Annotated in this window: 22 protein-coding genes; 11 read left to right on the forward strand and 11 right to left on the reverse strand. The window is 59.8% G+C overall.

The genetic code is table 11. The features are described from left to right. Nucleotides 1-17: 17 nt before the first annotated feature. The 4 genes from Thiosp_RS11875 to modA all read right to left on the reverse strand — a co-directional run bounded on the left by Thiosp_RS11875 (nucleotide 18) and on the right by modA (nucleotide 3,859). Nucleotides 18-941 carry a sensor histidine kinase gene (locus Thiosp_RS11875; protein WP_201066306.1) on the reverse strand — a complete coding sequence of 308 codons (924 nt, stop codon included), beginning with the start codon at nucleotides 939-941 and terminating at the stop codon, nucleotides 18-20. Between the two features lie 214 nt (nucleotides 942-1,155). Continuing rightward, nucleotides 1,156-2,316 (reverse strand): molybdenum ABC transporter ATP-binding protein, encoded by a 1,161-nt coding sequence (modC, locus tag Thiosp_RS11880; RefSeq protein WP_201066308.1) that lies wholly within the window; start codon nucleotides 2,314-2,316, stop codon nucleotides 1,156-1,158. Next, a complete protein-coding gene (gene modB, locus Thiosp_RS11885) occupies nucleotides 2,313-2,990 on the reverse strand; it encodes a molybdate ABC transporter permease subunit (RefSeq protein WP_201066310.1) in 678 nt (225 codons plus the stop codon). The genes modC and modB overlap by 4 nt, the downstream gene beginning before the upstream one ends. An 83-nt stretch (nucleotides 2,991-3,073) precedes the next feature. Further along, the gene (modA, locus tag Thiosp_RS11890; protein WP_201066312.1) at nucleotides 3,074-3,859 is read right to left on the reverse strand and encodes a molybdate ABC transporter substrate-binding protein; all 786 of its coding nucleotides are present in this window, start codon (nucleotides 3,857-3,859) and stop codon (nucleotides 3,074-3,076) included. A 343-nt stretch (nucleotides 3,860-4,202) separates the two neighbouring features. Here modA and Thiosp_RS11895 point away from each other — a divergent pair, with 343 nt between their 5' ends. Next, nucleotides 4,203-4,631: a TOBE domain-containing protein gene (locus tag Thiosp_RS11895; protein WP_201066314.1), complete on the forward strand. Its 429-nt coding sequence runs from the start codon at nucleotides 4,203-4,205 to the stop codon at nucleotides 4,629-4,631. Nucleotides 4,632-4,744: 113 nt separating this feature from the next. Here the strand turns inward: Thiosp_RS11895 and Thiosp_RS11900 are convergent, their stop codons facing one another. Beyond that, nucleotides 4,745-5,530: a TOBE domain-containing protein gene (locus Thiosp_RS11900; RefSeq protein WP_242518515.1), complete on the reverse strand. Its 786-nt coding sequence runs from the start codon at nucleotides 5,528-5,530 to the stop codon at nucleotides 4,745-4,747. Between the two features lie 490 nt (nucleotides 5,531-6,020). Here Thiosp_RS11900 and Thiosp_RS11905 point away from each other — a divergent pair, with 490 nt between their 5' ends. Further along, nucleotides 6,021-6,470: a transcriptional repressor gene (locus Thiosp_RS11905; protein WP_201066317.1), complete on the forward strand. Its 450-nt coding sequence runs from the start codon at nucleotides 6,021-6,023 to the stop codon at nucleotides 6,468-6,470. 86 nt (nucleotides 6,471-6,556) lie between these two features. On the opposite strand, the gene Thiosp_RS11910 is transcribed toward Thiosp_RS11905, so the two are convergent. Continuing rightward, nucleotides 6,557-7,675, reverse strand: coding sequence for an AraC family transcriptional regulator (locus tag Thiosp_RS11910; protein WP_201066318.1), 1,119 nt, complete (start codon nucleotides 7,673-7,675; stop codon nucleotides 6,557-6,559). Between the two features lie 129 nt (nucleotides 7,676-7,804). Between Thiosp_RS11910 and Thiosp_RS11915 the strand changes: the two genes are divergently transcribed. Together Thiosp_RS11915 and Thiosp_RS11920 are read left to right on the forward strand one after the other, a co-directional pair. Next, nucleotides 7,805-9,307, forward strand: a complete 1,503-nt coding sequence (locus Thiosp_RS11915; protein ID WP_201066319.1) for a DUF1254 domain-containing protein — start codon at nucleotides 7,805-7,807, stop codon at nucleotides 9,305-9,307. A 158-nt stretch (nucleotides 9,308-9,465) separates the two neighbouring features. After that, a complete protein-coding gene (locus Thiosp_RS11920; protein ID WP_242518517.1) occupies nucleotides 9,466-11,124 on the forward strand; it encodes a DUF1254 domain-containing protein in 1,659 nt (552 codons plus the stop codon). Between the two features lie 131 nt (nucleotides 11,125-11,255). Here the strand turns inward: Thiosp_RS11920 and Thiosp_RS11925 are convergent, their stop codons facing one another. The 4 genes from Thiosp_RS11925 to Thiosp_RS11940 form a co-directional block, all read right to left on the reverse strand. Then, a complete protein-coding gene (locus Thiosp_RS11925) occupies nucleotides 11,256-11,630 on the reverse strand; it encodes a copper-binding protein (protein ID WP_201066320.1) in 375 nt (124 codons plus the stop codon). A gap of 201 nt (nucleotides 11,631-11,831) precedes the next feature. After that, nucleotides 11,832-12,767: an ATP-binding protein gene (locus tag Thiosp_RS11930; RefSeq protein ID WP_323697083.1), complete on the reverse strand. Its 936-nt coding sequence runs from the start codon at nucleotides 12,765-12,767 to the stop codon at nucleotides 11,832-11,834. Continuing rightward, nucleotides 12,659-13,183 carry a hypothetical protein gene (locus tag Thiosp_RS11935; RefSeq protein WP_323697084.1) on the reverse strand — a complete coding sequence of 175 codons (525 nt, stop codon included), beginning with the start codon at nucleotides 13,181-13,183 and terminating at the stop codon, nucleotides 12,659-12,661. The genes Thiosp_RS11930 and Thiosp_RS11935 overlap by 109 nt, the downstream gene beginning before the upstream one ends. A gap of 11 nt (nucleotides 13,184-13,194) precedes the next feature. Further along, on the reverse strand, nucleotides 13,195-13,956 hold the full coding sequence (locus Thiosp_RS11940; RefSeq protein WP_201066323.1) for a response regulator: 762 nt from the start codon (nucleotides 13,954-13,956) through the stop codon (nucleotides 13,195-13,197). 202 nt (nucleotides 13,957-14,158) lie between these two features. Here Thiosp_RS11940 and Thiosp_RS11945 point away from each other — a divergent pair, with 202 nt between their 5' ends. The 5 genes from Thiosp_RS11945 to Thiosp_RS11965 all read left to right on the forward strand — a co-directional run bounded on the left by Thiosp_RS11945 (nucleotide 14,159) and on the right by Thiosp_RS11965 (nucleotide 21,998). Then, entirely contained in the window at nucleotides 14,159-14,683 is a 525-nt protein-coding gene (locus Thiosp_RS11945; RefSeq protein WP_201066325.1) for a Spy/CpxP family protein refolding chaperone, read from the forward strand. Nucleotides 14,684-14,812: 129 nt separating this feature from the next. Beyond that, entirely contained in the window at nucleotides 14,813-15,205 is a 393-nt protein-coding gene (locus Thiosp_RS11950; RefSeq protein WP_201066327.1) for a DUF302 domain-containing protein, read from the forward strand. 58 nt (nucleotides 15,206-15,263) lie between these two features. Next, complete coding sequence (locus tag Thiosp_RS11955; protein ID WP_456129272.1) at nucleotides 15,264-17,465, forward strand: copper-transporting P-type ATPase; 2,202 nt, start codon at nucleotides 15,264-15,266, stop codon at nucleotides 17,463-17,465. Between the two features lie 21 nt (nucleotides 17,466-17,486). Further along, the gene (locus Thiosp_RS11960) at nucleotides 17,487-18,827 is read left to right on the forward strand and encodes an efflux RND transporter periplasmic adaptor subunit (RefSeq protein ID WP_323697085.1); all 1,341 of its coding nucleotides are present in this window, start codon (nucleotides 17,487-17,489) and stop codon (nucleotides 18,825-18,827) included. After that, the gene (locus Thiosp_RS11965; protein WP_323697086.1) at nucleotides 18,828-21,998 is read left to right on the forward strand and encodes an efflux RND transporter permease subunit; all 3,171 of its coding nucleotides are present in this window, start codon (nucleotides 18,828-18,830) and stop codon (nucleotides 21,996-21,998) included. Nucleotides 21,999-22,172: 174 nt separating this feature from the next. On the opposite strand, the gene Thiosp_RS11970 is transcribed toward Thiosp_RS11965, so the two are convergent. Further along, entirely contained in the window at nucleotides 22,173-23,147 is a 975-nt protein-coding gene (locus Thiosp_RS11970; protein ID WP_323697087.1) for an IS5 family transposase, read from the reverse strand. Nucleotides 23,148-23,697: 550 nt separating this feature from the next. Here Thiosp_RS11970 and Thiosp_RS11975 point away from each other — a divergent pair. Together Thiosp_RS11975 and Thiosp_RS11980 are read left to right on the forward strand one after the other, a co-directional pair. Further along, entirely contained in the window at nucleotides 23,698-24,021 is a 324-nt protein-coding gene (locus tag Thiosp_RS11975) for a nucleotidyltransferase domain-containing protein (protein WP_323697088.1), read from the forward strand. Between the two features lie 131 nt (nucleotides 24,022-24,152). After that, complete coding sequence (locus tag Thiosp_RS11980; protein ID WP_323697089.1) at nucleotides 24,153-26,045, forward strand: hypothetical protein; 1,893 nt, start codon at nucleotides 24,153-24,155, stop codon at nucleotides 26,043-26,045. Nucleotides 26,046-26,465 lie beyond the last annotated feature (420 nt).

Here is a 26,465-nt window from a genome sequence, read left to right on the forward strand (position 1 = left end):
CTGGCTTCTTCCCTGCGTTAGGGGCAGTTGCAGTCCGTGCCGGGGTGCTTTGGGATCATCATTCGAATTCGGGTGCTGCGATTGAGCTCCGATCGAATCCAAAAGCGTCCACCGAGTTCTTTACAGATGAAATAGGCCTTGGTCAGCCCGAAGCCGCCGCCCATGGTGCGCCGTTCCTGGACATTTGATGCGCGCTGCCCGTAGTCGATGACGGACTCGATTTCATCCTCGGGGATGCCGTAGCCGGAGTCTTCCACAATGATGCACAAGCCGGTGTCATCACTCCAAACGCCGGCATTGATCCGCCCGCCCGGCGAAGTGTATTTGCGCGCATTGGCAAGCAGATCGCGGATGACATCAATCACCACCGGCGGCATGCGGATCAAGGGCTCCTCGCTGCTGTCGATTTTGAAGTCGACGTAATAGTCTTGAGACTCCTGAGCGGCGATGTTATTGGTGATGCGGAAACGGCCTTTGCTGTTTTTTGCGATTGCCCCGAAGACTTTCTGAAAATCCTCAATCACCTGGATGATTTCAAATTCGCGCCAGCTCAGCGAGTCGTCAATGCGCGCCTGGAGATCGCTGATCCGCTTGCGCAGGACAGCGAAAATGGAATTGAGATTCTCCAGGATCGCGCGCGTCTCCGGCGAGCTTCTGTGCTCGTCCGTGATGTTCCATTCCACTTGATGCTTGATCGCGGAGATGTCCTCATGCAGTCCGGCGATTCGGTCATAAGCGACATCCGGGTTCGACATGTCATCGGCAAGCTGAAAAATGCGATCGCTACTTTGGCGAAATTCGTCTTCAAAACCACATTGATCCGCCAGGTCAGAAAGCTCCAGGTTGAGCACGTTTAAAATGTTAAGAAACGAATGCGTATCCAGCGCAACCACCTGGGAGCGATCCAGATGCAGTGCTCGTGTGATCTCAACTTCTTTCATGGGGCACCGTTTCCTTGATTCTGCCTGAAATGTCCCGCCCGAAATCGGCGATAAGGATGGCCGGAATCGGGAATTTTTTCTTTGCAGAGAGGTTAGGCCTGTCGGGCTGGCCGGTCAATCCAATACGCGCAAGAGATGCCGCTTGAACTGATGCCGTGGCCCCCAGTCGTGCCGCTACATTAGTGCCTCCAGTCGCGCCTCCAGTCGCGCCTGCTCAGAGCAAAGCCACCGCCTTGATTTGAATCCAGACATCCATGGCGGGCTTGAGCCCGAGTTGCTCCGCTGAGCGCTGGGTGACGCGCGCCAGCAGCGGTGAGCCGGATAGATCGAGCTTCACCAGCGCCAGTGCTGGATGGGCGTCATCGCCGAGGGAAATCACGCGCGCGGGTAGGGTGTTCAAAATGCTGGTCTCGGGCTGCGGGGTATGAGTGATGCTGACATCTCGCGCCAGGATGCGAATGCGCGCATGATCGCCCACCGCCGCGCCGGTGTCGCGCACCCACAGGCTGGTCTGACAGCAGGCGACCCGCAGGAGATGCCAGCGCTCGTCGCGCTCGGCGACCTGGCCATCGAGCACCACCCCGGCGTCCTCGCCCAGGCGAATCGGCAGATCGAGCCGCGCCAGGGTGTCGTTTAGTGGGCCGCTAGCCAGCACGCGACCGGCGTCCATGACCACCAGATGATCGGCCAGCCGCGCGACCTCGTCGGGGGAGTGGCTGACATAGAGCACCGGGATCTCCAGATCATCATGCAGGCGCTCCAGATAGGGCAGTATTTCCTGCTTGCGTTTGAGATCAAGCGCCGCAAGCGGCTCGTCCATCAGCAACAAGCGCGGATTGACCGCCAGCGCGCGCGCCATGCCGACGCGCTGACGCTCGCCGCCGGAGAGTGCCGCCGGGCGCCGGTCGAGCAGATGCCCGATGCCGAGTAACTCGATGGCGTGATCCAGGCAGAAGGCAGCCGACCGAGCATCCCCGGCATTTTGTGCATTCTGGGCCCGCTCGCGCGCGTGGCTGCGCTTTTGGCCATAGCGCAGATTGCCGAGCACGCTCAAATGTGGGAACAGGCTCGCCTCTTGAAAGACGTAGCCAATGGGCCGTTGATGGGTTGGCACCCAGGTGCGAGCATCCTGCCAAACCTGGCCGTTAAAGCGCAGCTCGCCCTCGGCAGCCCGCTCCAAACCGGCGATGCAGCGCAGCAGTGTGGTCTTGCCGGAGCCGGAATGGCCAAAGAGCGCCGTGACGCCGCGTGCTGGCAGCCGTTCGTCCAACTCCATTGTGAAACCAGGCCAGTTGACCCGGAAACGCGCCTCAATCAGCGGCAGCAGCCCGGTTGTGGCTCCTGCGGTTTTTGTGTTTGCTTGGGGATTGCTCATTGCTTCTTCCCGCTCGGTTTCCACGTATACAGGGCCAAGAGCACCAAGAAAGAGAATACCAACAGGACTGCGGCCAGTCGGTGCGCGTTGCCGTATTCCAGCGCCTCGACATAATCGTAAATCTGCACCGAGGCGACCCGGGTCACCCCCGGAATGTTACCGCCGATCATCAGCACCACACCAAACTCACCGACGGTGTGGGCAAAGGTGAGAATGCCGGCGGTGACAAAGCCTGGCAGCGACAGCGGCAGCGCCACGCTGAAGAAGCGATCCAGGGGCGCGGCGCGCAGGGTGGCTGCTGCTTCCAGCGGGCGGTCGCCGATGCTCTCGAAGGCGTTCTGCACCGGTTGCACCATGAAGGGCAGGGAGTAGAACACGGAACCCGCCACCAAGCCCCAGAAGGTAAAGGGTAGCAGTCCGATGCCGAAAGCTTCAGTCAGCCGCCCCAACGGCCCGTTCGGCCCCATGGCTACGAGCAGGTAAAAGCCCAATACCGAGGGTGGCAGCACCAGTGGCAGAGCCACTACGGCGCCAATCGGTCCTTTCCAACGCGAGCGGGTCCGTGCTAGCCACCAGGCGATGGGGGTGCCGAGGGCGAATAGGATCAGTGTGGTGACCGTGGCCAGGCGCAGGGTGAGGGCAATCGCCTCGATATCAGTTTCTGTCAGGAACATCGTTGCGATTTTCGTGTGTTGTGTGGTCGTGGATGAGTGTTGGAGGATGGGGCACTAAGCCCCGTCCTCGCTCGCGCTCCGGCTCAATCGGTTTCGTAGCCGAAGTCGTGAATGATCGCCTTCGCCTTCTCGCCCTTGAGGTAGGTGAAGAGTTCCGTCACTGCCGGGTTGTCTTTGCCAGACTCGAGAATGAGCGCATCCTGGCGGATTGGTGCGTGCATCTCACTGGGCACCACCCAGCCCGAGCCCTTGACGATTTTCCCGCCTTCCATAACCTGCGACAGAGCGACAAAGCCAATGTCCGCATTGCCGGTGTCGACAAACTGATAGGTCTGGGCGATGTTCTCACCCATCACGAACTTGGGCTCGATGGTGTCTTTCAGGTCGAGTGCCTCCAGAGTCTCAATGGATGCCTCGCCATAGGGTGCCAGCTTGGGGTTGGCGATCGACAGCTTGTTAAAGTCGCCGGACTTCAACAGCGCCGGGCCGTCCTCGACCTTATCCGCGTCGGCGGACCACAGCACCAATGTGCCGATGGCATAGGTGAAGCGTGAACCGGGCACGCCCAGTTCGTCCTCTTCCTCCAGCAGTTTCGGGCGCTTCTGATCGGCCGCAAGCAGGGCCTCAAAAGGGGCGCCGTTCTTGATCTGAGCAAAAAGCTTGCCGGTCGAGCCATAGGATGCTTTGACGGTGTGGTCGGTGTCTTCCTCAAACAACGCGATGATGGCTTTCATCGGGGCAGTGAAATTAGCCGCAACCGCGATTTGCACCTCGCCAGCGACGGCGGTGCTGATGAGAGGCGCAGGCCCAGCGAACAGGGTCAGAATCAAGGCCGTGGCGGCGGCAGAGGACAAGGTGAAATCTTTCATTGTCGATAACCTCACAAAGTAAAAGTGGACGAATGGGAGTTCGTCATATAAAAAAATAATTGCGGTATTGGTGTCAAGACCAGTCGACTTTCGCTCGACTGAGCTGCGACAAAGGGGTGTCGGTTGCCGAGTGATCGCCCTACATGCGATACCCAGCAACGCCCGCTGCCGGCTTAACGCAAATTAAAGCAAAAATCAGGCCAGCAGCGCGCGCGAAAAAATGCGCTTGGAGTTTCTAGCGCTATATTCGCAAAGATGGAACAATATTCGCTTATGCCTTTTCCGGAGCAGGTCCATGGCTCGGTGGGCGTTGTTTCCCCCTTAACTCAACGAGGATATATTGATGAAGATCAGTGCGCGCAATCAGTTTCACGGCAAAGTGGTCGCGGTGACGACTGGCGCCGTCAATGCCGAGGTCCGAGTGGCGCTCTCCAGCGGTCAGGAGATGGTTGCCATCGTCACCAATGAAAGCCTGAAGTCACTGAAGCTTGAGCCGAACGCGGCGGTCATTGCCCTGTTCAAGGCCTCGTCGGTGCTGGTGATGACGGACGATTCCGGGGTGCGACTGTCGGCCCGTAACAGCCTCAAGGGCACAGTGACCGCGCTGAAAAAAGGACCGATTCACGCCGAAGTGACCATTGGCCTGCCATCGGGCGACCAGGTGCAAGCCAGCATCACCCTTGATGCCTGCGACGAGATGGGACTTGCGGTGGGTACAGGGGCAACGGCGGTTATCAAGGCCCCGCAAGTCTTGCTGGGAGTACCTGCCTGATTTCGCTATATGCACTAGAATATAGCGAAGAAGTGCTGCGGGACGCGTAAAGGCACAAGGATGGTGCGTCCCCCGATGACAAAGTGAGCAACCGCGCGGTGCTGGGCGGTGAATCAGTCGCTCACGCCGACAATCACACTGGCCGGGGAGAACAGGGCGCAGGCGGTTTCGCCTTCGCGGATGCCGCGAGGCTCGAGCAACTCAGCGGCAATTACGCCGCGCACTGTGAGGCCGGCTGTCAGCTCCAACACCACCTCGGCCGGGCCGTCACTGCGTGTGATGCGCTGCACCCGCCCGCACAAGCGGTTGCTCTCGGGTGGAGGCTGTGTCGCGGGATTGTCGATGCCCACGGCAACCGCCTTGACCAAAGCCCAAACCTGGCGGCCCGGGCGCAGACCAAGGCAGTCCACGCTTTCATTGGTGATGCCAGCGCGCAGGCGGTGATCGCCCGGCAACGCAAGCTCCACCTCGGCGTCAACCATGCGCGCGCTGACGGCAACCACCTGACCAACAAACTGATTGCGCGCGCTGGTGCGCAGCGATAGCCGGCGCAGCAGGTCGAACTCGGTGCCGGTTTCCTGCACGGCCGCATTCACATCCGCGAGAAAACGGCGATACTCCGCGGCAATGGTGCGAAATCCAGCGATTAGCCGCCGACCCTCCTCGGTCAGCACTGCGCCACCTCCACCGCGGCCTCCGGTTGCCGTGGTCACCACCGGCGACGGGGCCAGGTTGTTCATGGCATCGACCGCGTCCCAGGCCGCTTTGTAGCTGATGCCGACTGCCTTGGCAGCGCGGGTGATGGAGCCACAGGTCTCGATCTGTTCCAGCAGGGCAATGCGCTCTTCGCCAAGAAAAGCCACTTCGTCGACCTTGAGCCACAGCTGACCGGAAACCATCAGCGGCCCCTTTGCCGGTGGCCTGTTTTGGCCAGTCGGGTTTTGAGCAGCCGAGTTTTTACCAGCGGGAGGCTGACGCGCGGTGGCCGATCGTCGGAGCGGACCGGGTGGCTTGCTGCTTTTTGGCATGGGCGGCTCGCGGCTCCTGGAAAGTGGACATTATGGCAGAACCCGCCGCGCAAGAGCGCGCCTGCTAAACCGCAAGCGAGTCCGGCTGCCATGCTGGCATTGATGGCGCGTGCGGGGGACAATGACGACTGAGCAAAGAATATATCGGACGCCAGGCACAAGCCGTCAGTCGGGAATCGGCCGGGGCTCGCAAGAAAAATGCAAACCAAAGAAATGGAGGATGCAATGAATCGTCAGTTCCGATTGGGCCGGGTTTTGTCGATTTGGGGAGCTCTGGCCCGGGGTTACTCGACCATCCCGATTTTTTAGGCTGTGTCCGTTATTTGCGCTCGGCCGCGAGAGATGGCTCGGGGATGCCTGCGTGGATAGCCATCTTGTCAGCCAGGTTTTGGACCGCGCCAATACCCTGTGCCGAGATCGCGGTGTACGACTGACCGATCAGCGCAAGATGGTTTTGCGCTTGCTGTGTCTCTCGGATAAACCCCTGAGCGCTTACGAGTTGTTGGATCGGATGCGCGGAGCGGTGAAGAATCCGGCGCCGCCGACGGTCTATCGGGCATTGGATTTCCTGCTCGAGCAAGGTCTGGTGCACAAGCTCGCCAGTCTTCACGCCTACGTGGGCTGCGCCCATCCGGATCATCCGCACGCGAGCCAGTTTATGATCTGTGACGACTGCGGAGAGGTGGCGGAGGTCGAGGATGTCGGGGTTGCCAAAAGCCTGACGGCCGCGGGAACGGCCATTGGCTTCCGCGCCAAGCGATCAATCGTCGAAATTGTGGGAACCTGCGCGCAGTGCAGTGCGGAGCGATAGCGCAGACCGCCTCTGGTGGAAACCTCGCCCGATTACCACCTCGCTTTCCCCTCCCTACCATAAGCCAAGTGTTCTCAATGGGTCGATCAATCCTGCAATCGGGACGGTTCTTCGCTGCGGTCCACCTGTTCATCATGGCGTCGACCGGACTGGCACGCACGGCGATACCCCGTCGGCGTGAGGCCCGTGAAGCGGCGGAAGGCGCGCGTGAAATGTTGTTGGCTGTCGTAGCCTGCCGTCATGGCGACATCAATGATCTTGGCGCCTGGGTCACCGAGCAGACCGCGCGCGAGATCGAAGCGCGCCTCCTGTAGCACCTGGGAATAGCAGCTGCCGCTCTGCTGAAGGCGGCGCTGCAAGGTACGGGGACTCATCCCCACAATCTCGGCGACAAGGGAAAGATCCGGGTGCCCGCCGTTCAGATAGGGTTGCAGGATCATGCGCAGAAGATTCAAGAAGTCCCAGGCTTCGACCTGATCGTTCGACCCCTTTGCCTGCCCAAAAGACACGGGCCGAGCGTCTGAAACAGTGTCGGACCCAATGTCGGATTCAGTGTCGGACTGGGTCGCCGTGCCACCACAGACTCGCGCCAGATGTGCGCTATCGATCAGGATGGACGGGCAGGCTTGGCCGACAAGCATGCGGGTGTTGGGGAAGGCCTCGCGCGCAAGCTCGGGTGGGGCATAGCGCGAGACAAAGGTCAGCTCACGCGGACACCAGTTCGGTCCGGCGAGGTCGCTCATGATGGACATGACGCCTTGCAGGTTCAGCCACTCGGCAAAGCAGATGAAGGGGTGGCGAGCCAAGTGAACCATGTCGCAGATGACCCGGGTCTGGTCACCTTCCTGCCGCAAGCTCACCCGCAGACCATTGTCCTCCCGACAGGCAATGCGGATGAAGGCCTCCAGACGCCTGTAGCCGGTCTGCGCCGCGAGCATCTCCGTGAGATGAGCGGGCTTGATGGATGCCCGAGAGGCTTGCCGAGCACCGAGAAAGCCAAGTTCCATGGGCTCCAGGTCACGGCCGCATTGTGCGATCCACTCGATCGCAACAGGAACACTGACGTAGAGGTCCGGCGCCTCTTCAATCTGGGGCGGCAAGCGCGAGCGCGCGAGTTCCCGACCAACGGGCATTCCGATCCGGCGCATCACCACCAGATAGTCGCGCAAGTGCGCCGCCCTGACGATCGCGAGCCTGGCGCTCAACCGTCGCCTCCCACCCGGGCTCCCCATCTCGCGCCGCGCCCCTAAAGGTTGGCGCGAAATGGGCAAAACCGGCACCGGACAACAGGTAGCATCGCAAGAGAACATAAAACTAACAGAGGTGGACTGACAATGACGCAAATGATGACCTCCGCCAGTGCTTGCGCGCTCGTCCTGGCGCTTGGACCGGCTTTCGCTCAGGTCTCTCCCGAAACCCTGGACTCCATCTCAATCCCCGACAAGGCCGAAACCTCGATCGGCACCTTGGAGTTCTTCGACGGCGTACCGAAGGACGCAACCGTTGCCGTCGTCTACGACAACCTCGACCGGATGCGAGGAACGACCGTATTCCTCGACAACATCGGCGCCGTGTCGATGTACGCAGTTCGCACCGGCCTTGCCGATGCCGGGGCAAAGGGCGCGCGCAAGATCGCCCTGTTCGCAGATCTGTTGGATTCCCAAACCCTGGTCGTCACCGCGAACACATCGACGCTTTACGCCTACACCTACACCGATCTCGCCCAGGACGGCCCGACCGTGATCGAGGTGCCGCCCGGCATGCTGGGATTTCTTGACGACGCCTGGCAGCGCTTTGTCGGCAACATGGGCGTCACCGGCCCGGACAAGGGAAAGGGCGGAAAATACCTGGTGATACCTCCCGACTATAGCGGTGAAGTCCCGGATGGCTACTTCCTGCTCAAGCCGCCGACAAATCGGAATTTTCTGTTCCTGCGCGGCTCGATCAAGGACGGGCTGAAGCCCGCCGTTGAGAATATTACATCCAATCTGAAGGTCTATCCGCTGAAAGATGCCGCAAACCCGGTGGCGACCGAATTCGTCAACCTGTCGAACAAGGCTTTCAACACGGTATTCCCAAGCGATTTCAGCTACTTCGAGGCGCTGAATCAGGTCATCCAGGATGAGCCCATCGATGCCATCAGTCCCGAGGTGCGTGGCGCCATCGCCGCCATCGGTATCGTCAAGGGCCAGCCCTTCGCGCCCGATGAGCGGATGAAAAAGCTGCTGACCGAAGCCGCCACGCTCGCCGACGCGACCGCCCGCGCCATCACCTACCACCCGCGATTCGACGGCGTGCGGATCTATCCGGATGACCCCAACAGCCTCTGGTCCACCGCATTCGCCAACCGCAACACCAGCTTCGAGGCCGACGGAACCATGGACCTCGGCGCGCGGGTACTCTACTACTTCAACGCAGGCGGCGTGACCCCAACCATGGCCACCACGCACGCGGGCAAAGGTTCCGACTACGCGCTGGCCCTGCTTGATTCCAAGATGCAGCCGTTCGACGGCTCCAAGACCTACAAGCTGCACCTGCCCAAGGATGTGCCGGTCAACGACTTCTGGGCGGTGACCATCTATGACACCCAGACGCGCTCGCAGCTCCAGACCAGCCAGAACTTCCCGACCGTCGGCAGCCAGTCGAAGGACATGACCCAGAATGACGACGGCTCCTACGACATCTACTTCGCGCCCGAAGCCCCTGCGGGCAAGGAAGGCAACTGGCTCCAGACCGTCCCCGGCAAGAGCTGGTTCACCATCCTGCGCATGTACGGTCCGCTGGAGCCCTGGATCAACAAGACCTGGCGGCCAGGCGAGATCGAACTCGTGCAATAGGTCGCTGAAGGAGAAAAATCAGCGATTGCATCGACGCATTGACAATCCCTACGAGGGCGCGATGCGAAATAAAACGACGCGGTTCGCATCAATGAACCGGAACAATCCATCCAGGACGGAACCTGGACTTTCCCCGGGCCGCCGGTGGCGCGCGGCAAATGAAATTGGCCGATATGATCCAAACAACCGAGAGGAAGCACACCATGCTCCGTATTCCCATGACAAGTGGCCTGGTTCTGGCCATATCGCTGTCCGCGACAGCTCAGGCCGAAGTGTCGAAAGAGACGATTGACTCACTTGGCGCGCCCGACCGTATCGAGACATCGATCGGAACGCTGGACTTCAAGGATGGCGCGCCAAGCGCCGACACCGCCCAGAAGGTCTTCGATGCGCTCGACTTCACGCGCGCACTAAACGTCTACAACAACAGTTTTCGCGGCGCGTCGGCACTGGGGCTCCAAAAGGGCTTCCAGAGCATCGGCGCCGATTTCAACGACGTTCTCATTACGTCCGAACTGATGGATTCGGCGTCGCTGTTTCTGACAGGAAACGCGGACACCGTTTACTATCTCTCTTTCATCGACCTGTCCAAGGGGCCGATGGTGATCGAACAGCCTTCGGATGGCGTGGGGACCATCAACGACATGTGGTTCTCATGGATCATTGACGTCGGTAAGCCGGGACCCGATCGCGGTCGGGGTGGTAAGTACCTGATCGTCGGACCAGATTACGACGGGCCGCTGCCCGAGGGCGGATACTTTGTTGCCCATTCCAAGACCAACCGGGTCCTTTACGCCTCGCGCGCCTACCTGGTGGACAGCGATCCAAAGCCAGCCGTTGCGAATGTCAAGGCGAACATGAAGATCTATCCCTACGCCGAGGGCACCTATGGCACGAGCATCGCTGAGGCGCTGACCGGCGCGGTCCGTCTTGGGGAAGAATCGAAGATCCCCGAGACGAAGTTCGTCGAGGCGAGCAACCTGTCGTTCAACACCATCCCGCCAAGCGACTTCGGCTTCTATGAATGGATCAACGAGAACGTCCAGGCCGAGCCCGCCACCAGCTATGACGTCGAGCTTGCCGGGCAGCTTGCCGCCATCGGCATCGCCAAGGGCAAGGAGTTCGCGCCTGACGAGCGGATGAAGAAGATCCTCACCGACGCCGCCGCCGTTGGCCAGGCGGCCGGACGGGTTCTGAACTGGCTCCCCTTTGGCGCCCATCCGGACTGGGCCTATTACGAAGGGTCCATGTGGATGAGCATGCTCTGGGAAGGAGGCGCCTTCTTCGAGACCCCGCCGCCCGCGTATCATGACGGAATGTTCAAACCGCTGCCGCCGACCGGCGCCCGCACGCTGGATTCGCGCTCGGCGTTTTACTACGCCTACACGCTCGACAGCCCCGGCATGATCATGAACATCCCTGGCGTCGGATCGCAGTATCTGATGGGCTTCGTGGATGCGAACGGCGATCCAATGGACGGCGCGAAGACCTACAAGGTAACGCTGCCCAAGGATATCCCGGCCAAGGCGTTCTGGTCCTTCACGGTCTACGATAACCAGACGCGCTCGATGCTGCAGACGCCGCAGAAATACCCGCGTGCGGGTTCGCAAAGCTATCCATCGCCAGCGGCGACGGTGGCCAAGGACGGTTCCACCACAGTCTGGTTCAGCCCCGAACAGCCGGACGGGGTTGATCGCGGCAACTGGATCCAGACCGACCCCGACAAGGGCTGGTTCACCATCCTGCGCCTCTACAGCCCGCTGCCGTCGTTCTTTGACAAGTCGTGGCAGCCAACTGAAATCGCACCGGTGAAATAGGCAGGCAAGACCAGGCTGTCGCCTGGTCCATCCCTGCGCTCGAAACCCTTAGCGATTAGTAGGAGCCAGGAGATTTGCGCGAGATCGATTCGGCCGCTTCCCGTCGACTTGGGCGACTCTCTATTGCCTGGTCACTGCGCCGGTGTCATTTCGGTGACCCGGTAGACGTTGTCAGGACCGAGCAGGATTTTGAAGTCGACCGTGTCACCCGCCTTCACACCACTCAGATCGACCTGCTCCGTGACAGGAAGATCCATGGTCATTTCCGGCCACTGCAAGGCCGGAATTGGGTCGTGTGTGATATTGATGCTTGCCTTTTGCGCATCGACCGAGTTGATCACGCCGTGACCAGCCGTGTCGGCGCTATCCGTGTCCTGAGTCATGGTGTGACCGCCCATCGACTGATGATCCATCATCATCCCAGGGGCAGCAGCCCCTTCATCAGCCAAGACCAAGCTGGCCGTGCTAGCGGCCAGCAGCACCGTCATTGCAATGAGTTTGTTCATCGTTCGTCTCCTTTCATCCTTCGTATTCTTTGGTTCGATTTTGGTGTAGACGATGGCCCCGTTGCTCCGCGCGAGCCTTAGAATAGATGGGGCACTTGAACCGCGAGAAAACCCCTCTGGGCCTGATCAGGCGCAGCGTCACTCATGGGTTGGCGGCGGTCGCTCTCACGGGCAACCTCACGGATCTCGCGAAGTTGCGGTTCAACGCGGCAAGGTCACCTCCGCACAGAGACCGCCATCCTTGCGGTTATGCAGCAGCAAATCGCCGCCATGTGCGCGGGCAATATTGCGCGCGATCCCGAGTCCCAGACCAGTACCCCCCGAGTCGCGCCCCCGCGAGCCCTCCATGCGCCAAAAGGGCTCGAAGACCTTGCTCAGTGATTCAGGCGGAATTCCCGGTCCCCTGTCCGCGATCGTCACCGTCACGGCGGTCTCGGAATCCGTCACCTCAATCTCCGCTTCGCCGCCATAGCGCAAGGCGTTGTCGAGCAGATTGCCGATACAGCGCTTGAGCGCGACAGGTCTACCCCGATATGGTGTTTGAACCTGACCACGCAGGCGCACAGGTGCCCCCGCCTCTTCGGCATCCTCGCTCAGGCTTTCGAGCAAGGCGATCAGGTCCAGAGATCGGGTCTCCTCCCGGCTGGCGGTGCCACGCATGAACTCGAGGGTCGCCCCGACCATGCTCTGCATCTCGTCGAGATCGCGTCGGATCTTATCCCCAAGTTCCTCGTTGTCCAGAAGATCGGCGCGCAGCCGCAGACGCGTGAGAGGGGTCCTCAGGTCGTGCGAGATGGCGGCCAGCATCCGCGCCCGGTCCTCGACGAAGCGTCCGATCCGCCGTTGCATGGTATTGAACGCCCGTGATGTCTCCGCGACCTCAACCGGCCCTGTCTCCGGCAGTGGCGGGCGATGGATATCCTTGCCCAGGGCGTCCGCGGCCTCACGCAGCCGATCCAGCGGTCGCACGATCCAACGCACGGCCACCAGGGACAGAGTGACGACCCCGGCCAGTAGGATCAGCAATGTCAGCAGCATTTGCGGCGGCCACTCGAAGATCTCGCGCGGAATCCGGCGCTCGAACCAGACCCAGGTGCCGTCCTTGAGTTGGGCCTGGACGATGAAGCGGCTCGCCATCGCATGCCTGCCCGCGCCGTGCCGACCCGGTCCTGCCACGTCATAATGAAGCCGGCCAGAGCCACCTCGATCTCGGTGTCGGCGCCGAGGCGCTTGCGGATCTGCTCTCCTACTAGCTCGGCACCGGCCGTGCGCGCATCCTCCGGGGGCAACTCGCGCGGCGCGTCGGCGAGACCGACGCGGGTCTGTTCGCCGTTCAGCACCGGCAGCAGGCGGTGGCGTTCCGCCGGCGGCAGCGAATCGAGGAGCAGAACGGTGTCGACCGTGCGCTCGGTGATATCGCCTTGGATGGCCTCGTGGACGATACGACCGCGCTCACGCAAATGCACGCTGGCTGACAACAGCATCGTGGTGGTCAGCCCGGTCAGCAGCACCAACGTAAGCCGGCCGAATAGCGACCTCGGCAGTAGTTGCATCGCAAAGACTCCTATCGGACCAGCGTCACGCGGGCCGCGAGGGTATAGCCGCGACCGCGCACGGTCTTGATCAGCTCGGGTTCGCGCGCGTCTTCACCCAGGTGGCGGCGCAGCCGCCCGATCAGCACATCGATGCTGCGGTCGAAGGGCTTTGCCTCACGGCCCTGGGTCAGCTCCAGCAACTGGTCGCGGGTCAGCGCGCGGTTGGGATGCAGCAACAACACCTGCAGCAGCCGGTATTCGGCCTGGCTCAGGGGCACCACCAGCCCAGCCGGCGAGGTCAGATGCTGGGTGCGACCATCCAGGCTCCAACCGGCGAAGTCCAGCCGCTCCGGGGTCTCCGCCAGGGGGTCGATGGGCAGATCACGCACGCGTCGCAGCACCCCTTTGATGCGCGCCATCAGTTCGCGGGCGCTGAAGGGTTTAGCGACATAATCGTCGGCGCCCATCTCCAAACCAAGGACCCGGTCCATCTCGTCGCCGCGTGCGGTGAGCATGATCACCGGGACCTTCGAGCGCGCCCGCAGGTCCCGGCACAGCTCCAGCCCATCCACACCGGGCAGCATCAGGTCCAGCACCACCAGATCCATCCGCCCTCCCTCCAGGCACTTCCACATCCCGCCGCCCTCGCCGACGACGGTCACCTGGTAGCCGTTCTTCTCCAGATACTGCTTGAGCAGATGGCGAATCTCGGGGTCGTCGACGACGACCAGGATGTGGTCAATGGGAGCGACCGGGTTGGTGTCAGAGGCGGTGTTAGTGGCAGTGTCCATGGTCAGCACTTTAGCCGATCGCGGCCCCCTGCCGCTCGCGATCGGTAACGCCAAGTAACGCAGCGCCAATCGCTTACATCGGCTTACAAATTCCCGCGTTACCGACATCCGGGGCTTACATCGACAGGCTTTACTGACTCAAGGCGAGGAACGCGGATCTGCGCTCCTTGCAGTCAAACCAACAAACAAACAGGAACTCGATATGAAACAGTCAACAAACAGGCTTACTGGGCTAATCGCCGCTTCCGCAGTCATGGTCGGTGCCTGCGGCGCCGCGTTCTCCGCCAGCGATCAGGATCAGAGTACCGGCGGCTACCCCGGCATGATGGGCGGTCCAGGGATGATGGGCGGACAGGGCATGACGGGAAGCCCAGGAATGATGGGCGGCCCTGGGATGATGGGGGCTTCGCCGGCCGATACCGCCGCGCGCCTCGCCGATGTGAAGCAGGAACTCGCGATTACGCCGGCTCAGCACGAGGCATGGAACGCCTATCAGCAGGCCGTGATCAATCAGTCGGCGCTGAGGAATGCCCATCGCCAGACCATGTGGAACGGTCAGGCACCACCCACGGCCGATCAACGGGTGGCGATGCAACAGCAGGGCGGGCCGATGATGCAGCAGACAGCCGAGTCAGCCGATGCGCTGTATCGCACACTGACACCGGAGCAGCAGTCCAAGGCCGGCGAGCTATTGGTGTTCCAGCCCGGTCGCGGTGCGGTCAGATAACTGCCGTCACTAAGAAACTGTCCATTTTCTAGTTCCCGATTCTTGCCCGACGGGTGCGCCCAAATCGGGAAGCAATTGATGGACAGTTTCTAACCACCCATTCCACAACCAACAGAGGAGTTACATAGGATGTACGGATTTTCCACGACACTGAAGATTCCCTTCAATGAGGCCGTCGCCCGAGTGACCGAGGCCCTGAAGGGCGAAGGTTTCGGCGTCCTGAGCGACATCGACGTAAAGGCCACACTGGAGGCCAAGCTGGGGATCAAGAAGCGGCCCTACCGTATCCTCGGCGCCTGCAATCCCCCACTCGCCAATCAGGCACTGGAGGCGGAGCCCGACATCGGGCTGCTGCTGCCCTGCAATGTGGTCGTGCGTGAAGAGGCCGACGGCAGCATCGTCGTCGCCTTTATGGACCCGGAGTCAGTCCTGCAACTGGTGGACAGGCCCGAGGTGGCCGAGATCGCCTCCGAGGTCAAGGCGCGCATGGAACGGGTACGTGACGCCCTCGCGGCTGCTTGAGGTGACATGACTCGACCGCGAGACCGGATCGATTGTCCAACCAGCCTAGGAGGCCAAGATGATGCACGCTCCAGCTAAAGCTCATCCACACAGCACCGGCTTGCGCGACCCGGTCAGCGGCAGTGGGGTAACCGACTACACCTGCCCGATGCACCCCGAGATCGTTCAGGACCGACCGGGCAGTTGTCCCAAGTGCGGCATGGCGCTGGAGCCGCAGACGGTAACGACCGACGAAAACAACGAAGAGCTCATCGACATGACCCGGCGCTTCTGGGTCAGCACCGCGCTGGCCTTGCCCTTGTTCGTGTTGGCGATGGTGGCCGACCTGGCCCCCGGCTGGCTGCCCGACGGAATGACGATGCGCACGGTCCAGTGGATCGAGTTTGCCCTGGCCACGCCGGTGGTGTTGTGGGGCGGCTGGCCCTTCTTCGTGCGCGGCTGGCAGTCGGTGCTGACCTGGAATCTGAACATGTTCACCCTGATCGGGCTGGGTGTGTCCGTCGCCTGGGGCTATAGCATCATTGCCCTTCTGTTCCCGCAGGTGTTTCCATCGAGCATGCGCATGGCCGAAGGTACGGTCCATGTCTACTTCGAGGCGGCGGCCATGATCACGGCCCTGGTGCTGCTGGGGCAGGTTCTGGAGCTGCGCGCGCGCGGGAGCACCAACGCGGCCATCAAGCTGCTGCTCGGCCTGGCGCCAAACACCGCGCGACTGGTCCGTGACGACGGCACCGAGGTCGATGTCGGGCTCGATGAGATTCAGCCAGGGGCTCGGCTGCGGGTGCGCCCAGGCGAGAAGGTACCCGTGGATGGAACAGTCACCCAGGGCAGCAGCAGCGTCGATGAGTCCATGGTCACCGGTGAGTCCATCCCGGTGTCCAAGTCCGAGGGCGACCGGCTGATCGGGGCAACCCTGAACGGCACCGGCAGCCTGCTGATGCAAGCCGAACAGGTCGGCGCCGATACCCTGCTGGCGAAGATCGTGCGCATGGTCGGCGAGGCGCAGCGCTCGCGCGGCCCGATCCAGCGCCTGGCCGATGTGGTTGCGGGCTGGTTCGTCCCCGCCGTGGTGCTGTCCGCCGTCGCGGCCTTCATCGTCTGGTTCCTCTGGGGTCCGGAGCCACGCCTCGCACATGCCATGGTCAATGCCGTCGCCGTGCTCATCATTGCCTGTCCCTGCGCCCTGGGGCTCGCAACACCCATGTCGATCATGGTCGGCACCGGCAAGGGCGCGCGCATGGGGGTGCTGGTCAAGAATGCCGAGGCGCTGGAGGTCATGGAGCAGGTCGATACCCTGGTGCTGGACAAGACCGGGACCCTGACCGAAGGACGACCCAAGCTCGTCGCGGTCCATGCGGAGTCCGATCAGGATGAGGACACCCTGCTTCGGCTTGCCGCCAGCCTGGAGCGCGCCAGCGAGCACCCCTTGGCCGAGGCCATCGTGCGGGGGGCGGAGGACAAAGGCCTCACCCTCGCCGAGACCGAGACCTTCGAGTCCGTCACCGGCAAGGGCGTCAGCGGCCTGGTCGAGGGCCACCGCGTCGCCATTGGCACCAGTCACTATCTCGCATCGATCGACATCGAGCCCGGAACGCTTGAGGCCCAGGCCAAGTCGCAGCGCGCCGAGGGCCGCACGGTCATGCTCGTCGCCGTTGATGATAGGGCGGCCGGACTGATCGCCGTCGCGGACCCGATCAAGGAAACAACGCCGGAGGCGATCCGGGATCTGCACGCCGAGGGACTGTCGGTGGTCATGCTGACCGGTGACAACGCCACCACGGCCGCAGCCGTGGCACGCACACTCGGTATCGACAGGGTCGAGGCAGAGGTCTTGCCGGAGCGCAAGGCCGACATCGTCAAGCGCCTGCAGGCCGAGGGGCACCGGGTCGCGATGGCCGGCGACGGCATCAACGATGCCCCTGCCCTGGCCCAGGCCGATGTTGGCATCGCCATGGGCACCGGAACCGATGTGGCCATGGAGAGCGCGGGGGTCACCCTGGTCAAGGGCGATCTGCGCGGTATCCTGCGCGCCCGGCGGCTGAGCCGTGCGGTCATGCGCAACATCCGTCAGAATCTGTTCTTCGCCTTCGTCTATAACGCCCTCGGCGTGCCTATCGCGGCGGGTGTGCTCTATCCGGTATTCGGCCTGCTGCTCTCGCCGATCATTGCTGCGGCCGCGATGAGCTTCAGCTCTGTCTCGGTGATCACGAACGCGCTTCGGCTGGGTTCCATGACGGACCTGGCGACAATCAAGAATTGAACCGGCAACGAGGATCATTGCATGTCCAAACCTGTGCTCGCGTCGAAAGACAGCCAACCGCTGGCTGGTCTTTTTCTGGCTTCGGTTTCCCTGATTGGCCTGCTGGCCCTCGGCTGGGGAGTTGGCTTCGCGGACCCGGCTGCTGGCGCGGAGGCGGCGCCAAGCGAATCCCGGGCCGAGGCGCAAGACGACAGCCTGATCGAGCATGCGCGCAAGCATGCCGATCCGAAATATGTCTGCCCCATGCATCCGCAGATCATCAAGAACGAACCCGGCACCTGCCCCATCTGCGGCATGGATCTGGTCGAGAAATGGCTCGACCCCATGACCGGCAAGCATCCGGAGGTAAGCCTGGCTTCTGCGGTGGTGCAAACGCTCGGGGTGCGCACGGCGGCGGCTGAGCGCGGCACCCTGTGGCGCTATATCCGCACCCTCGGGCGCGTGACCTATGACGAGACGCGCCTTGCGCATGTGCATCCGCGCGCGCCGGGCTGGATCGAGGCGCTCGACCTGCGCGCCGAGGGCGAGCCGGTGAAACAGGGAGAGACGCTGGCGGAGCTCTATGCGCCGCAGATATTGTCCGCCCAGGTCGATTTTCTGCTCTCGCGCGAAGGCGGCGGCCAACGCCGCATCAGCGCGGACAAGGCGCGCAATCTGCTGCGGCTGCTGGCGGTGCCGGACGATGTGATCGCCGCCATCGAGCGCGACGGCGAACCGCGCAACCGAGTTCCCATCCGCGCGCCCATGGACGGGATCGTCACCCACATCGCCGCGCGCGAGGGGATGTATGTCACCGAGGCCACCGAGATGTTTCGGGTGGCGGACTTAAGCCGCGTGTGGGTGATGGTCGATGTCTACGAGCACCAGATCGACTGGCTCAAGCCGGGCGCCGCAGCGGAGATGCGCGTGCCGGCGCGGCCTGGGCGGACATGGAAAGGCAAGGTCGACTATCTCTACCCAGAGCTGGACCCAAACACCCGCACCCTGCGCGTGCGCTTAATCTTCGACAACCCGGACCTGAGCCTGAAGCCGAATATGTTCGCCGATGTGGAGATCTTTGGTGGGCCCAAGAAGGAGGTGCTCAAGATCCCAGCCGAGGCGTTGATCATGACCGGCGAGCGCGAGAGCGTGGTGCTGGCGCTCGGCGACGGACGCTTCCAGCCGGTCGACGTGGTCACCGGCATGCAGCGTGATGGCGCGGTGGAGATTCTCTCCGGCCTTGAGGCGGGCGATCGCGTCGTGACCTCCGGGCAGTTCCTGATCGACTCAGAATCCAACCTGCAGGCGAGCTTCCAGCGCCTGACTGGGCCCGAGCCCGATGCCGAAGGCGCGGCAGCGGCCGGCGGACATGGAGCCCACTAGATGAAAGCGGTCATCGCCTGGTCGCTCAACAACCGCTTCCTGGTCCTGCTCGCCGCCCTGGCGCTGACGGCCTGGGGCTTATATTCACTCGCGCGCACGCCGCTGGATGCCATTCCCGATCTGTCCGACGTGCAGGTGATCGTCAAGACCAGCTTTCCCGGCCAGGCGCCGCGCGTGGTCGAGGAGCAGGTCACCTACCCCATCACCACCACCATGCTGTCGGTACCGGGTGCCAAGGCGGTGCGCGGCTACAGCTTTTTCGGCGACAGCTATGTCTATGTGATCTTCGAGGACGGCACCGACCTCTACTGGGCGCGCGCCCGGGTGCTCGAGTATTTGAATCAGGCTGCGGCCGATCTGCCGGACGGCGTGCAACCGCGTCTCGGCCCGGATGCCACCGGCGTGGGTTGGATCTACAGCTATGCGCTGGTCGACCGCACCGGTCAGCATGATCTGGCCGAGCTGACCAGCCTGCAAAACTGGTTTTTGAAGTTCGAGCTGCAATCCCTGCCCGGCGTGGCCGAGGTCGCAACCGTCGGTGGCATGGTGCGCCAGTATCAGATTGTGGTCGACCCGGAGAAGCTGCGCGGCTTCGGCATCCCGCTGCGGCAGGTCATCACAGCGGTGCAGAACGCCAACCGCGATGTCGGCGGCTCGGTGCTGGAACTGGCCGAGGCCGAATACATGGTGCGCACGCGCGGCTATCTGCGCTCGCTTGAGGATATCGAGTTAATCCCAGTGCGCACCAGCCCCGAGGGCACCCCGGTGCTGCTGCGCGACATCGCCCGAGTGCAGATCGGCCCCGAGATGCGCCGGGTGGTGGCAGACCTCGACGGCAAGGGCGAGATCACCGGCGGCATTATCGTGATGCGCTCGGGCGAGAATGCGCTGGCCACTATAGAGGCGGTCAAGAATCGGCTCGAGGCCCTGCGCGCGAGCTTGCCCGACGGGGTCGAGATCGTCGAGACCTACGACCGCTCCGGGCTGATTCTGGGTGCGGTGGACAACCTCAAGACCAAGCTGATTGAGGAATTCATTGTCGTCGCTCTGGTGTGCATCGCCTTTTTGTTCCATCTGCGCTCGGCGCTGGTGGTCATCATCAGCCTGCCGCTCGGCATTCTGGCGGCCTTCGTCATCATGCAACACCAGGGCATCAACGCCAACATCATGTCCTTAGGCGGCATTGCCATTGCCATCGGCGCCATGGTGGACGCGGCCATTGTGATGATCGAGAACGCCCACAAGCATCTTGAGCGTTGGGAGGTCGCGCATGGCGAGCGCCCGCGCGGCGAGGACCATTGGCGGGTGATCGGCGAAGCCGCGGCCGAGGTCGGCCCGGCGCTCTTCTTCAGCCTGCTGATCATCACCCTGAGCTTTCTGCCGGTCTTTACCCTGCAAGCTCAGGAAGGGCGGCTGTTCAGCCCGCTCGCCTTCACCAAGACCTATGCCATGGCCGCTGCGGCCGGGCTTGCGGTCACCCTGGTGCCGGTGCTGATGGGCTATCTGGTGCGCGGGCGCATCCCGAGTGAGACTGCCAATCCGCTCAACCGTGGGCTCATCTGGCTCTATCGCCCCGGCCTGCGCGCGGTGCTGCGCTGGCCGAAGCTGACCATCGGCGTCGCACTGCTGGCGGTCTTAAGCGCCGCTTGGCCGCTGAAACACATCGGCACCGAGTTCATGCCCGATCTCTATGAAGGCGACCTGATGTACATGCCGACCACCCTGCCGGGCATTTCCATCGGCAAGGCGCGGCAGCTGTTGCAGCAGACCGATCGGCTGATCGCCAGCCTGCCCGAGGTCGAGCGTGTCTTCGGCAAGATCGGTCGCGCCGATACCGCCACCGACCCGGCACCGCTGACCATGATCGAGACCCTGATTCAGCTCAAGCCCATGTCCGAGTGGCGTGACGGCATGACGTTGGACAAGCTGATCGACGAGCTGGACGCGACTGTCGACCTACCCGGCGTGACCAACGCCTGGGTCATGCCGATCAAAACCCGCATCGACATGCTGGCGACCGGCATCAAGACCCCGGTGGGCGTCAAGATCGCCGGTCCTGATCTGTCCGAGATCGAACGCATCGGCACCCAGGTCGAGCGTGCGGTGATGCAGGTGGATGGCACCACCTCGGCCTTCTCGGAGCGAGTCGCCGGTGGGCGCTATATCGAGATTCGCCCGGACCGGCTCGCCGCCGCGCGGGTGGGGCTGAATGTCAGCGACATCAATGATCTGGTTGCCGCCGCTATCGGTGGCATCAATGTCAGCCGCAGTGTGGAGGGACTGGAGCGCTATCCGATCAACATCCGCTTCCCGCGCGAGCAGCGCGACGATCTGCAAAAGCTGCGCGAGTTGCCCATCGTCACGCCTAGCGGCGCCCAGATTCCGCTCGAGCAGGTCGCCGAGGTGGTCATCACCGACGGCGCGCCCATGCTCAAGAGCGAGAACGCGCGCCTGAACGGCTGGACCTTCGTCGACATTCGCGGCCGCGACCTCGGGCGCTGGATCGCGGAGGCCAAGCAGGTGGTGGCCGATCAGGTCGCGCTGCCGCCCGGCTATTCGCTCACCTGGTCCGGCCAGTACGAGTACATGCAGCGCGCCCAGGAGCGCCTGACCATGGTGGTGCCGCTGACGCTGCTGATCATCTTCGTGCTGCTGTATTTGACCTTTGGCCGCATATCAGAGGCGCTGCTGGTGATGCTGTCCCTGCCCTTCGCGCTGGTCGGTGGCCTGTGGTTGATCCATCTGCTCGACTACAACCTGTCGATCGCCGTCGCCGTTGGCTTCATCGCGCTCGCTGGTGTAGCGGTGGAGTTCGGCGTCATCATGCTGGTCTACCTCGACAACGCCCTGGCCGACGCCCGCCGCGCCGGAACTCTGGCAAGCGAGCAAGACCTGAAAGCCGCCATCGAGGAAGGCGCGGTGCTTCGCATTCGCCCCAAAGCCATGACGGTCGCGACCATCTTTGCGGGCCTGCTCCCCATCATGCTGCAAGGCGGGGTTGGCTCCGAGGTCATGCGCCCCATTGCCGCCCCCATGGTCGGCGGCATGGTCACCGCGCCGCTGTTGAGTCTGTTCGTGCTGCCGGCGATTTATTTGCTGTGGCGGCGGAATACAGGACAGCTTATGAGCACCGGTAGTGTTACACATGTCATCGCCGATCTGAAAATCTAAGCCTCTAGGGAAGCGCTGATCTATTCGCCTCGCCGCGTATGAATCGCCCTAATAGCACTAATGGTGTTTTTCGATGGCACGCAAATAGGAATGACTCGCAACAATGGGCGCAAACTCGCTCCGATTTGGCCGTTTCGGCCCCCGCGCCCGGTTTTCGGGCGCACCTCGCCTGTCTCAGGCGAGCAGCGGTTTGCGCAGCAGGTAGAGATTGCTCAAGGCGAAGAGGACCTGCCATTGGACGTTGTTCTTCTTCAGTCCTCTGTAGCGGACCTTGCGATGGCCGAAGAGGTTCTTGATGACATGAAAGGGGTGCTCGACGCGGGCGCGCAAGGATGCCTTCTGCTGCTCGATGGCTTTGATCTGCTCTTTGATCGGGCCGTCCTTGAGGGCTTTGACGCGCCCGCGCTTGGCGGCGATCTGCCAGCGGATCTTGCGCTTGCTCAGTTCATCGCGCTTGTCAGCACCGATGTAGCCGGCGTCGGCAAAGACGGTGGTCTCTTGGCCGTGGAGGAGCTTGTCGGTGGCGCTGACATCGGCGACATTGGCCGCGGTGCAATGAACGCTGTGCACCGCCCCGCTGAACAGATCAGCGCCGATATGGGCTTTCATGCCGAAGTGCCACTGGTTGCCTTTCTTGGTCTGATGCATCTCGGGGTCGCGCGCCTTGCTGGCGTTCTTGGTCGAGGAAGGGGCGGCCACAATGGTGGCGTCAACCATGGTGCCTTCGTTCATCATCAGCCCGCGCTCGCTCAAGTGGGCGTTAACCCGCTCGAGCAGGCGCCCGCCGAGGTCGTTGGCTTCGAGCAGGCGGCGGAACTTCGGCAAGAGGGTGGCGTCGGGGACCCCGGCGTTGAGCAGATCAATGCCCAGGAAACCGCGGAAGGACTGGCTGTCATAGACCGTGTCTTCCAAGGCTTCGTCGGCGAGGTTGAACCATTGCTGCAGGAAATACAGCCGCAGCATGCGCTCCAGCGGCACCGGCGGGCGCCCACGTCCCCGGTTGTGCTCCTGATAGTAGTGTGGCCCCAACTCCTCCAGCAGCTCCTCCCAAGGGACGACCTTTTCCATCTCGGCCAGAAAGCGATCCCGGCGGGTGACTTTCTTCTTGTGCTGATACTCAAGTTGGGCGAACGTCAGTTGCTGCTGCATCGGGGGACTCTCCAGGACGGGGCGGGTCAACAGGAGGAATTTTACCGCTCCGGCCGTGACGGTGCAGGGAATAAATCAGCGTTTCCCTAGCCGACGTAAACATGTCGCTAAGAGTTTCTTCTCTGATCGCCCGTGACGCGGAGGCTGAACGCCGCCGCAGGCTGTTAGCGGTGCCGAAGAACGCGCTTTCTAGAGCGCTCGCTCTTGGTTAAGATCTCGCCTCCGTTCCTAGCGGCTGCGATGTCGGCTTTGGGTCGGCAACCTTCCCCGAGACTTAGGTTGGACCGCTCGCGACGTTTCCGCATCTTTGGCGCCACCTTCTCGGGTCGCTTCCCGGCCAGAACCGAACATTGACCAGGGAGGGCACCGGTGCCAGGATTCGACCAGACGGCCGAGGCAGAGCAACCTTTGCGGCCGCCGTTTGTTGCCGAACCGATGCAAGGGTCCAACTGATCCTTGTCGCTCGGCAGATACCTCGCGTTTCGGGGGATAACAGGCCTTCCGTGGTGTTATCCGGAAACCATGCAATCACTGGTTATGTTGCACCCAGATGCTGAGCGACGATGTAAAAGACCGGATACAGAATTGGGCACTCGCTGAACCTCTAGTTAAAAAGGCGTATGTTTTTGGTAGTAGAGCGAGAGACGATTATAAAGACGATAGTGACTTGGATATTGCAGTAGAGATCCAACCACTACTAGGAGACGAAAACCTCTTAGCAACTTGGATATTTGAAGCCGAAGAGTTAAAAGCAAGACTAGCTGCGGTTGTACCGGAGTATAAGGTTGATCTTCAATGGTTTGATGGGGAAAACACAGAAACGATTAAGGAAGGAATAGAAAAATCTAGCTATGTCATCTACGAAACTAAATGAGCATGAGCAACATAACAATCGCATGCAGTCGGACAAATTTGCTGCGCTTCGCTTGCAAATTTGCCGCTGATGCGAGGCGTTACGTGTCTTAATCAGTCGACAAAAAGAAAGCATCAAATACGAGAAAAAATATGGATAGATTTTTAGTGAATATGGCCGTTGTTAGGGTCAATTGGGACAAAAAAGGCTCTGATATTCTAGATAACTATATCCCTTTGGTCCATGAAGCGCTGGACAAGATAAGCGCAGATGTTTTCTCTGTTGATGAATTCAAAGAAAAATTTGTTGAAATTGCTGAATTTAAAATACCGACTGGTGCGGTACTTAGCTTGCTAAAAAGAGCTACCAATAAATACCAATTATTAGAAAAGCAGCCACAGGGAATTTATAAAATCCAAAGAGATCGCGTTAAAAGTTCCGGCTTCTCTAATATGCGCGATGCAGAGCAACGTAGATACAATGGGTTGGTTCAAAAATTTGTTGATTACTGTAAAAAGCAGCATGCAGTAGAAGTAGAGGAAGAAAGTGCTTCAACATACTTCTTCGAAGTCCTATATGACATTGCTCCATTACTCTTTGCAAACCTTAGCGAAGCGGAAAAAATCAAGGCTGCGCACTCTGACAAAAATAAATTCTTAGTTTCGAAATTTGTAGCTTACTCAAATAAGTACGATCAGGAATCATTTGAATCAATTTTGTCATTTGTACGCGGCTCTATGCTAACAGAAACATTTTATTACTCTCAAAATGCTACTGACATTACAAATAAGCCATTAAAGAAAGTTGTGGTCTACTTCGATACGCAGTTTTTGGTACGAATTCTCGGATTTTCTCAGCGAGAGCTATGCATTCCATGTGAAGAGTTAATGGAAATGCTGAGCGATATGGATGTAAAAACCCGTTGTTTTAGAAATACCCTTGACGAATTGCATGGCATATTCTTTGCTGCGCTAAATCAACTTGACCAATATGGCCGACTAAGCCCAAATAAGCCAAGCGATGTCTTTGACTTTATTAATCAGAATTCAATAACACCCTCCGACTTGTTAATTATAATTAATAGTCTGGAAGAAAAGCTAAATGAAAGAAAAATATTTGTTGAGGAAAAACCTGAAATAGTTGAAGCGTTTTCATTAAATGAAAATGCTTTATCTGAAAGGCTTTCCAGCGTATTCGAACATCAATCGGAAAAAGCACGAGCGCATGATATTGATTGCTTGCAGGCTATTTTCCAATTAAGAGGGGGGAGAAAGCAAGACTATCTCGATAGATGCAAAGCAATCTTTATAACAACAAATGCACAGTTGGCTAGAATCTCAACCTTATTTTTTAATGAACAATACGGACATTCTAATGCATCATTATGCATGGGGGACCATGTATTCACATCTTTGGTTTGGATGAAATCTGTCAAAAAGACAGCTGATCTTCCTAAGGATAGATTGGTTGCTAACTGCTATTCAGCGCTTCTACCTTCAGATTCATTGTGGTCAGATTATATTAGTGAAGTAAACCGACTCAAAGATAAGGGAAAAATAAACGAGCACGATTATCATGTTTTGATCCACAGTATGGCAGCAAGAGACCAGTTAATGGATCAAGCGTTTTCATCAGATGAAAATATGTTTGGTTCCGTTAATACGATATTAGAGAAAGCAAAAAAGATATATACAGAAGAGTTAGGGGCTAGGTTGGAGCATGCTGAAAATGAGGTGGAATATCAGACTAAGAAAATGGATAGAATTATTGACATAGTTTCTCTTGCTGTTTACCGTATAATCTTGTTTTCGATTATAGGGTTATGGGTGTTACTGCTGGGCTACGCTCTAATGTATACAAGCCCTGATTCTATCAGTGATATCCGGGGGGTTGATATTAAGTCACTGGTGTTTTTGGTATTACTTGTAGTGACAATATTGAACCTAATATTTGGTTTCAAACTAATCGATTTTTGCAAATCGTTAGCAAGGAAATTTGGCAGGAAGACAGCTGTAAGGATCCGTAATTTTATAGACAACACGTAACGAATAAGGTTGGATCGTCTGGAATTAAAGGGTCCAGGTTCGATTTAATTTCAGGTAGACCCCCACTACGAAAAAGGAGAATTAAATTGATTGCAGCGTGCGACGGTTGCCAACAACTATTTGATCAAGAACTAAAGACTATAAACGCGAAAGAATGGAATTCTCGCGTATGCAAGGTAAGCGTGAAGAAGTCTTACGACTGCAATAAAGCTGATTGTGATTATTCACTCGATGGCGAGTGTTGTGTTGAATTTCAATTTTGTGAGTCTTGCTTAAACAGTAAAACGGTTGATAACTGTTTTATGAATTTTTTAGATATATGACGACTTAAAAGCTTCTAATTCTTTTCTGGCTTGATGACCTTCTTGCTTAAAATACTGTAGTAAGATTAAAGGGGTCTGCAATTAAAGGGGTTTGGAT

Origin of the sequence: Thiorhodovibrio litoralis (assembly GCF_033954455.1) — a bacterium.
Classification (GTDB): domain Bacteria; phylum Pseudomonadota; class Gammaproteobacteria; order Chromatiales; family Chromatiaceae; genus Thiorhodovibrio; species Thiorhodovibrio litoralis.

Bases quoted from the DNA above. Each gene is read 5' to 3' on its own strand.
- Thiosp_RS11875 (WP_201066306.1), bottom strand. From the start codon at position 941: ATGAAAGAAGTTGAGATCACACGAGCACTGCATCTGGATCGCTCCCAG.
- modC (WP_201066308.1), bottom strand. From the start codon at position 2,316: ATGAGCAATCCCCAAGCAAACACAAAAACCGCAGGAGCCACAACCGGG.
- modB (WP_201066310.1), bottom strand. From the start codon at position 2,990: ATGTTCCTGACAGAAACTGATATCGAGGCGATTGCCCTCACCCTGCGC.
- modA (WP_201066312.1), bottom strand. From the start codon at position 3,859: ATGAAAGATTTCACCTTGTCCTCTGCCGCCGCCACGGCCTTGATTCTG.
- Thiosp_RS11895 (WP_201066314.1), top strand. From the start codon at position 4,203: ATGAAGATCAGTGCGCGCAATCAGTTTCACGGCAAAGTGGTCGCGGTG.
- Thiosp_RS11900 (WP_242518515.1), bottom strand. From the start codon at position 5,530: ATGGTTTCCGGTCAGCTGTGGCTCAAGGTCGACGAAGTGGCTTTTCTT.
- Thiosp_RS11915 (WP_201066319.1), top strand. From the start codon at position 7,805: ATGACGCAAATGATGACCTCCGCCAGTGCTTGCGCGCTCGTCCTGGCG.
- Thiosp_RS11920 (WP_242518517.1), top strand. From the start codon at position 9,466: ATGAAATTGGCCGATATGATCCAAACAACCGAGAGGAAGCACACCATG.
- Thiosp_RS11925 (WP_201066320.1), bottom strand. From the start codon at position 11,630: ATGAACAAACTCATTGCAATGACGGTGCTGCTGGCCGCTAGCACGGCC.
- Thiosp_RS11930 (WP_323697083.1), bottom strand. From the start codon at position 12,767: ATGGCGAGCCGCTTCATCGTCCAGGCCCAACTCAAGGACGGCACCTGG.
- Thiosp_RS11935 (WP_323697084.1), bottom strand. From the start codon at position 13,183: ATGCAACTACTGCCGAGGTCGCTATTCGGCCGGCTTACGTTGGTGCTG.
- Thiosp_RS11940 (WP_201066323.1), bottom strand. From the start codon at position 13,956: ATGGACACTGCCACTAACACCGCCTCTGACACCAACCCGGTCGCTCCC.
- Thiosp_RS11945 (WP_201066325.1), top strand. From the start codon at position 14,159: ATGAAACAGTCAACAAACAGGCTTACTGGGCTAATCGCCGCTTCCGCA.
- Thiosp_RS11950 (WP_201066327.1), top strand. From the start codon at position 14,813: ATGTACGGATTTTCCACGACACTGAAGATTCCCTTCAATGAGGCCGTC.
- Thiosp_RS11955 (WP_456129272.1), top strand. From the start codon at position 15,264: ATGATGCACGCTCCAGCTAAAGCTCATCCACACAGCACCGGCTTGCGC.
- Thiosp_RS11960 (WP_323697085.1), top strand. From the start codon at position 17,487: ATGTCCAAACCTGTGCTCGCGTCGAAAGACAGCCAACCGCTGGCTGGT.
- Thiosp_RS11965 (WP_323697086.1), top strand. From the start codon at position 18,828: ATGAAAGCGGTCATCGCCTGGTCGCTCAACAACCGCTTCCTGGTCCTG.
- Thiosp_RS11970 (WP_323697087.1), bottom strand. From the start codon at position 23,147: ATGCAGCAGCAACTGACGTTCGCCCAACTTGAGTATCAGCACAAGAAG.
- Thiosp_RS11975 (WP_323697088.1), top strand. From the start codon at position 23,698: ATGCTGAGCGACGATGTAAAAGACCGGATACAGAATTGGGCACTCGCT.
- Thiosp_RS11980 (WP_323697089.1), top strand. From the start codon at position 24,153: ATGGATAGATTTTTAGTGAATATGGCCGTTGTTAGGGTCAATTGGGAC.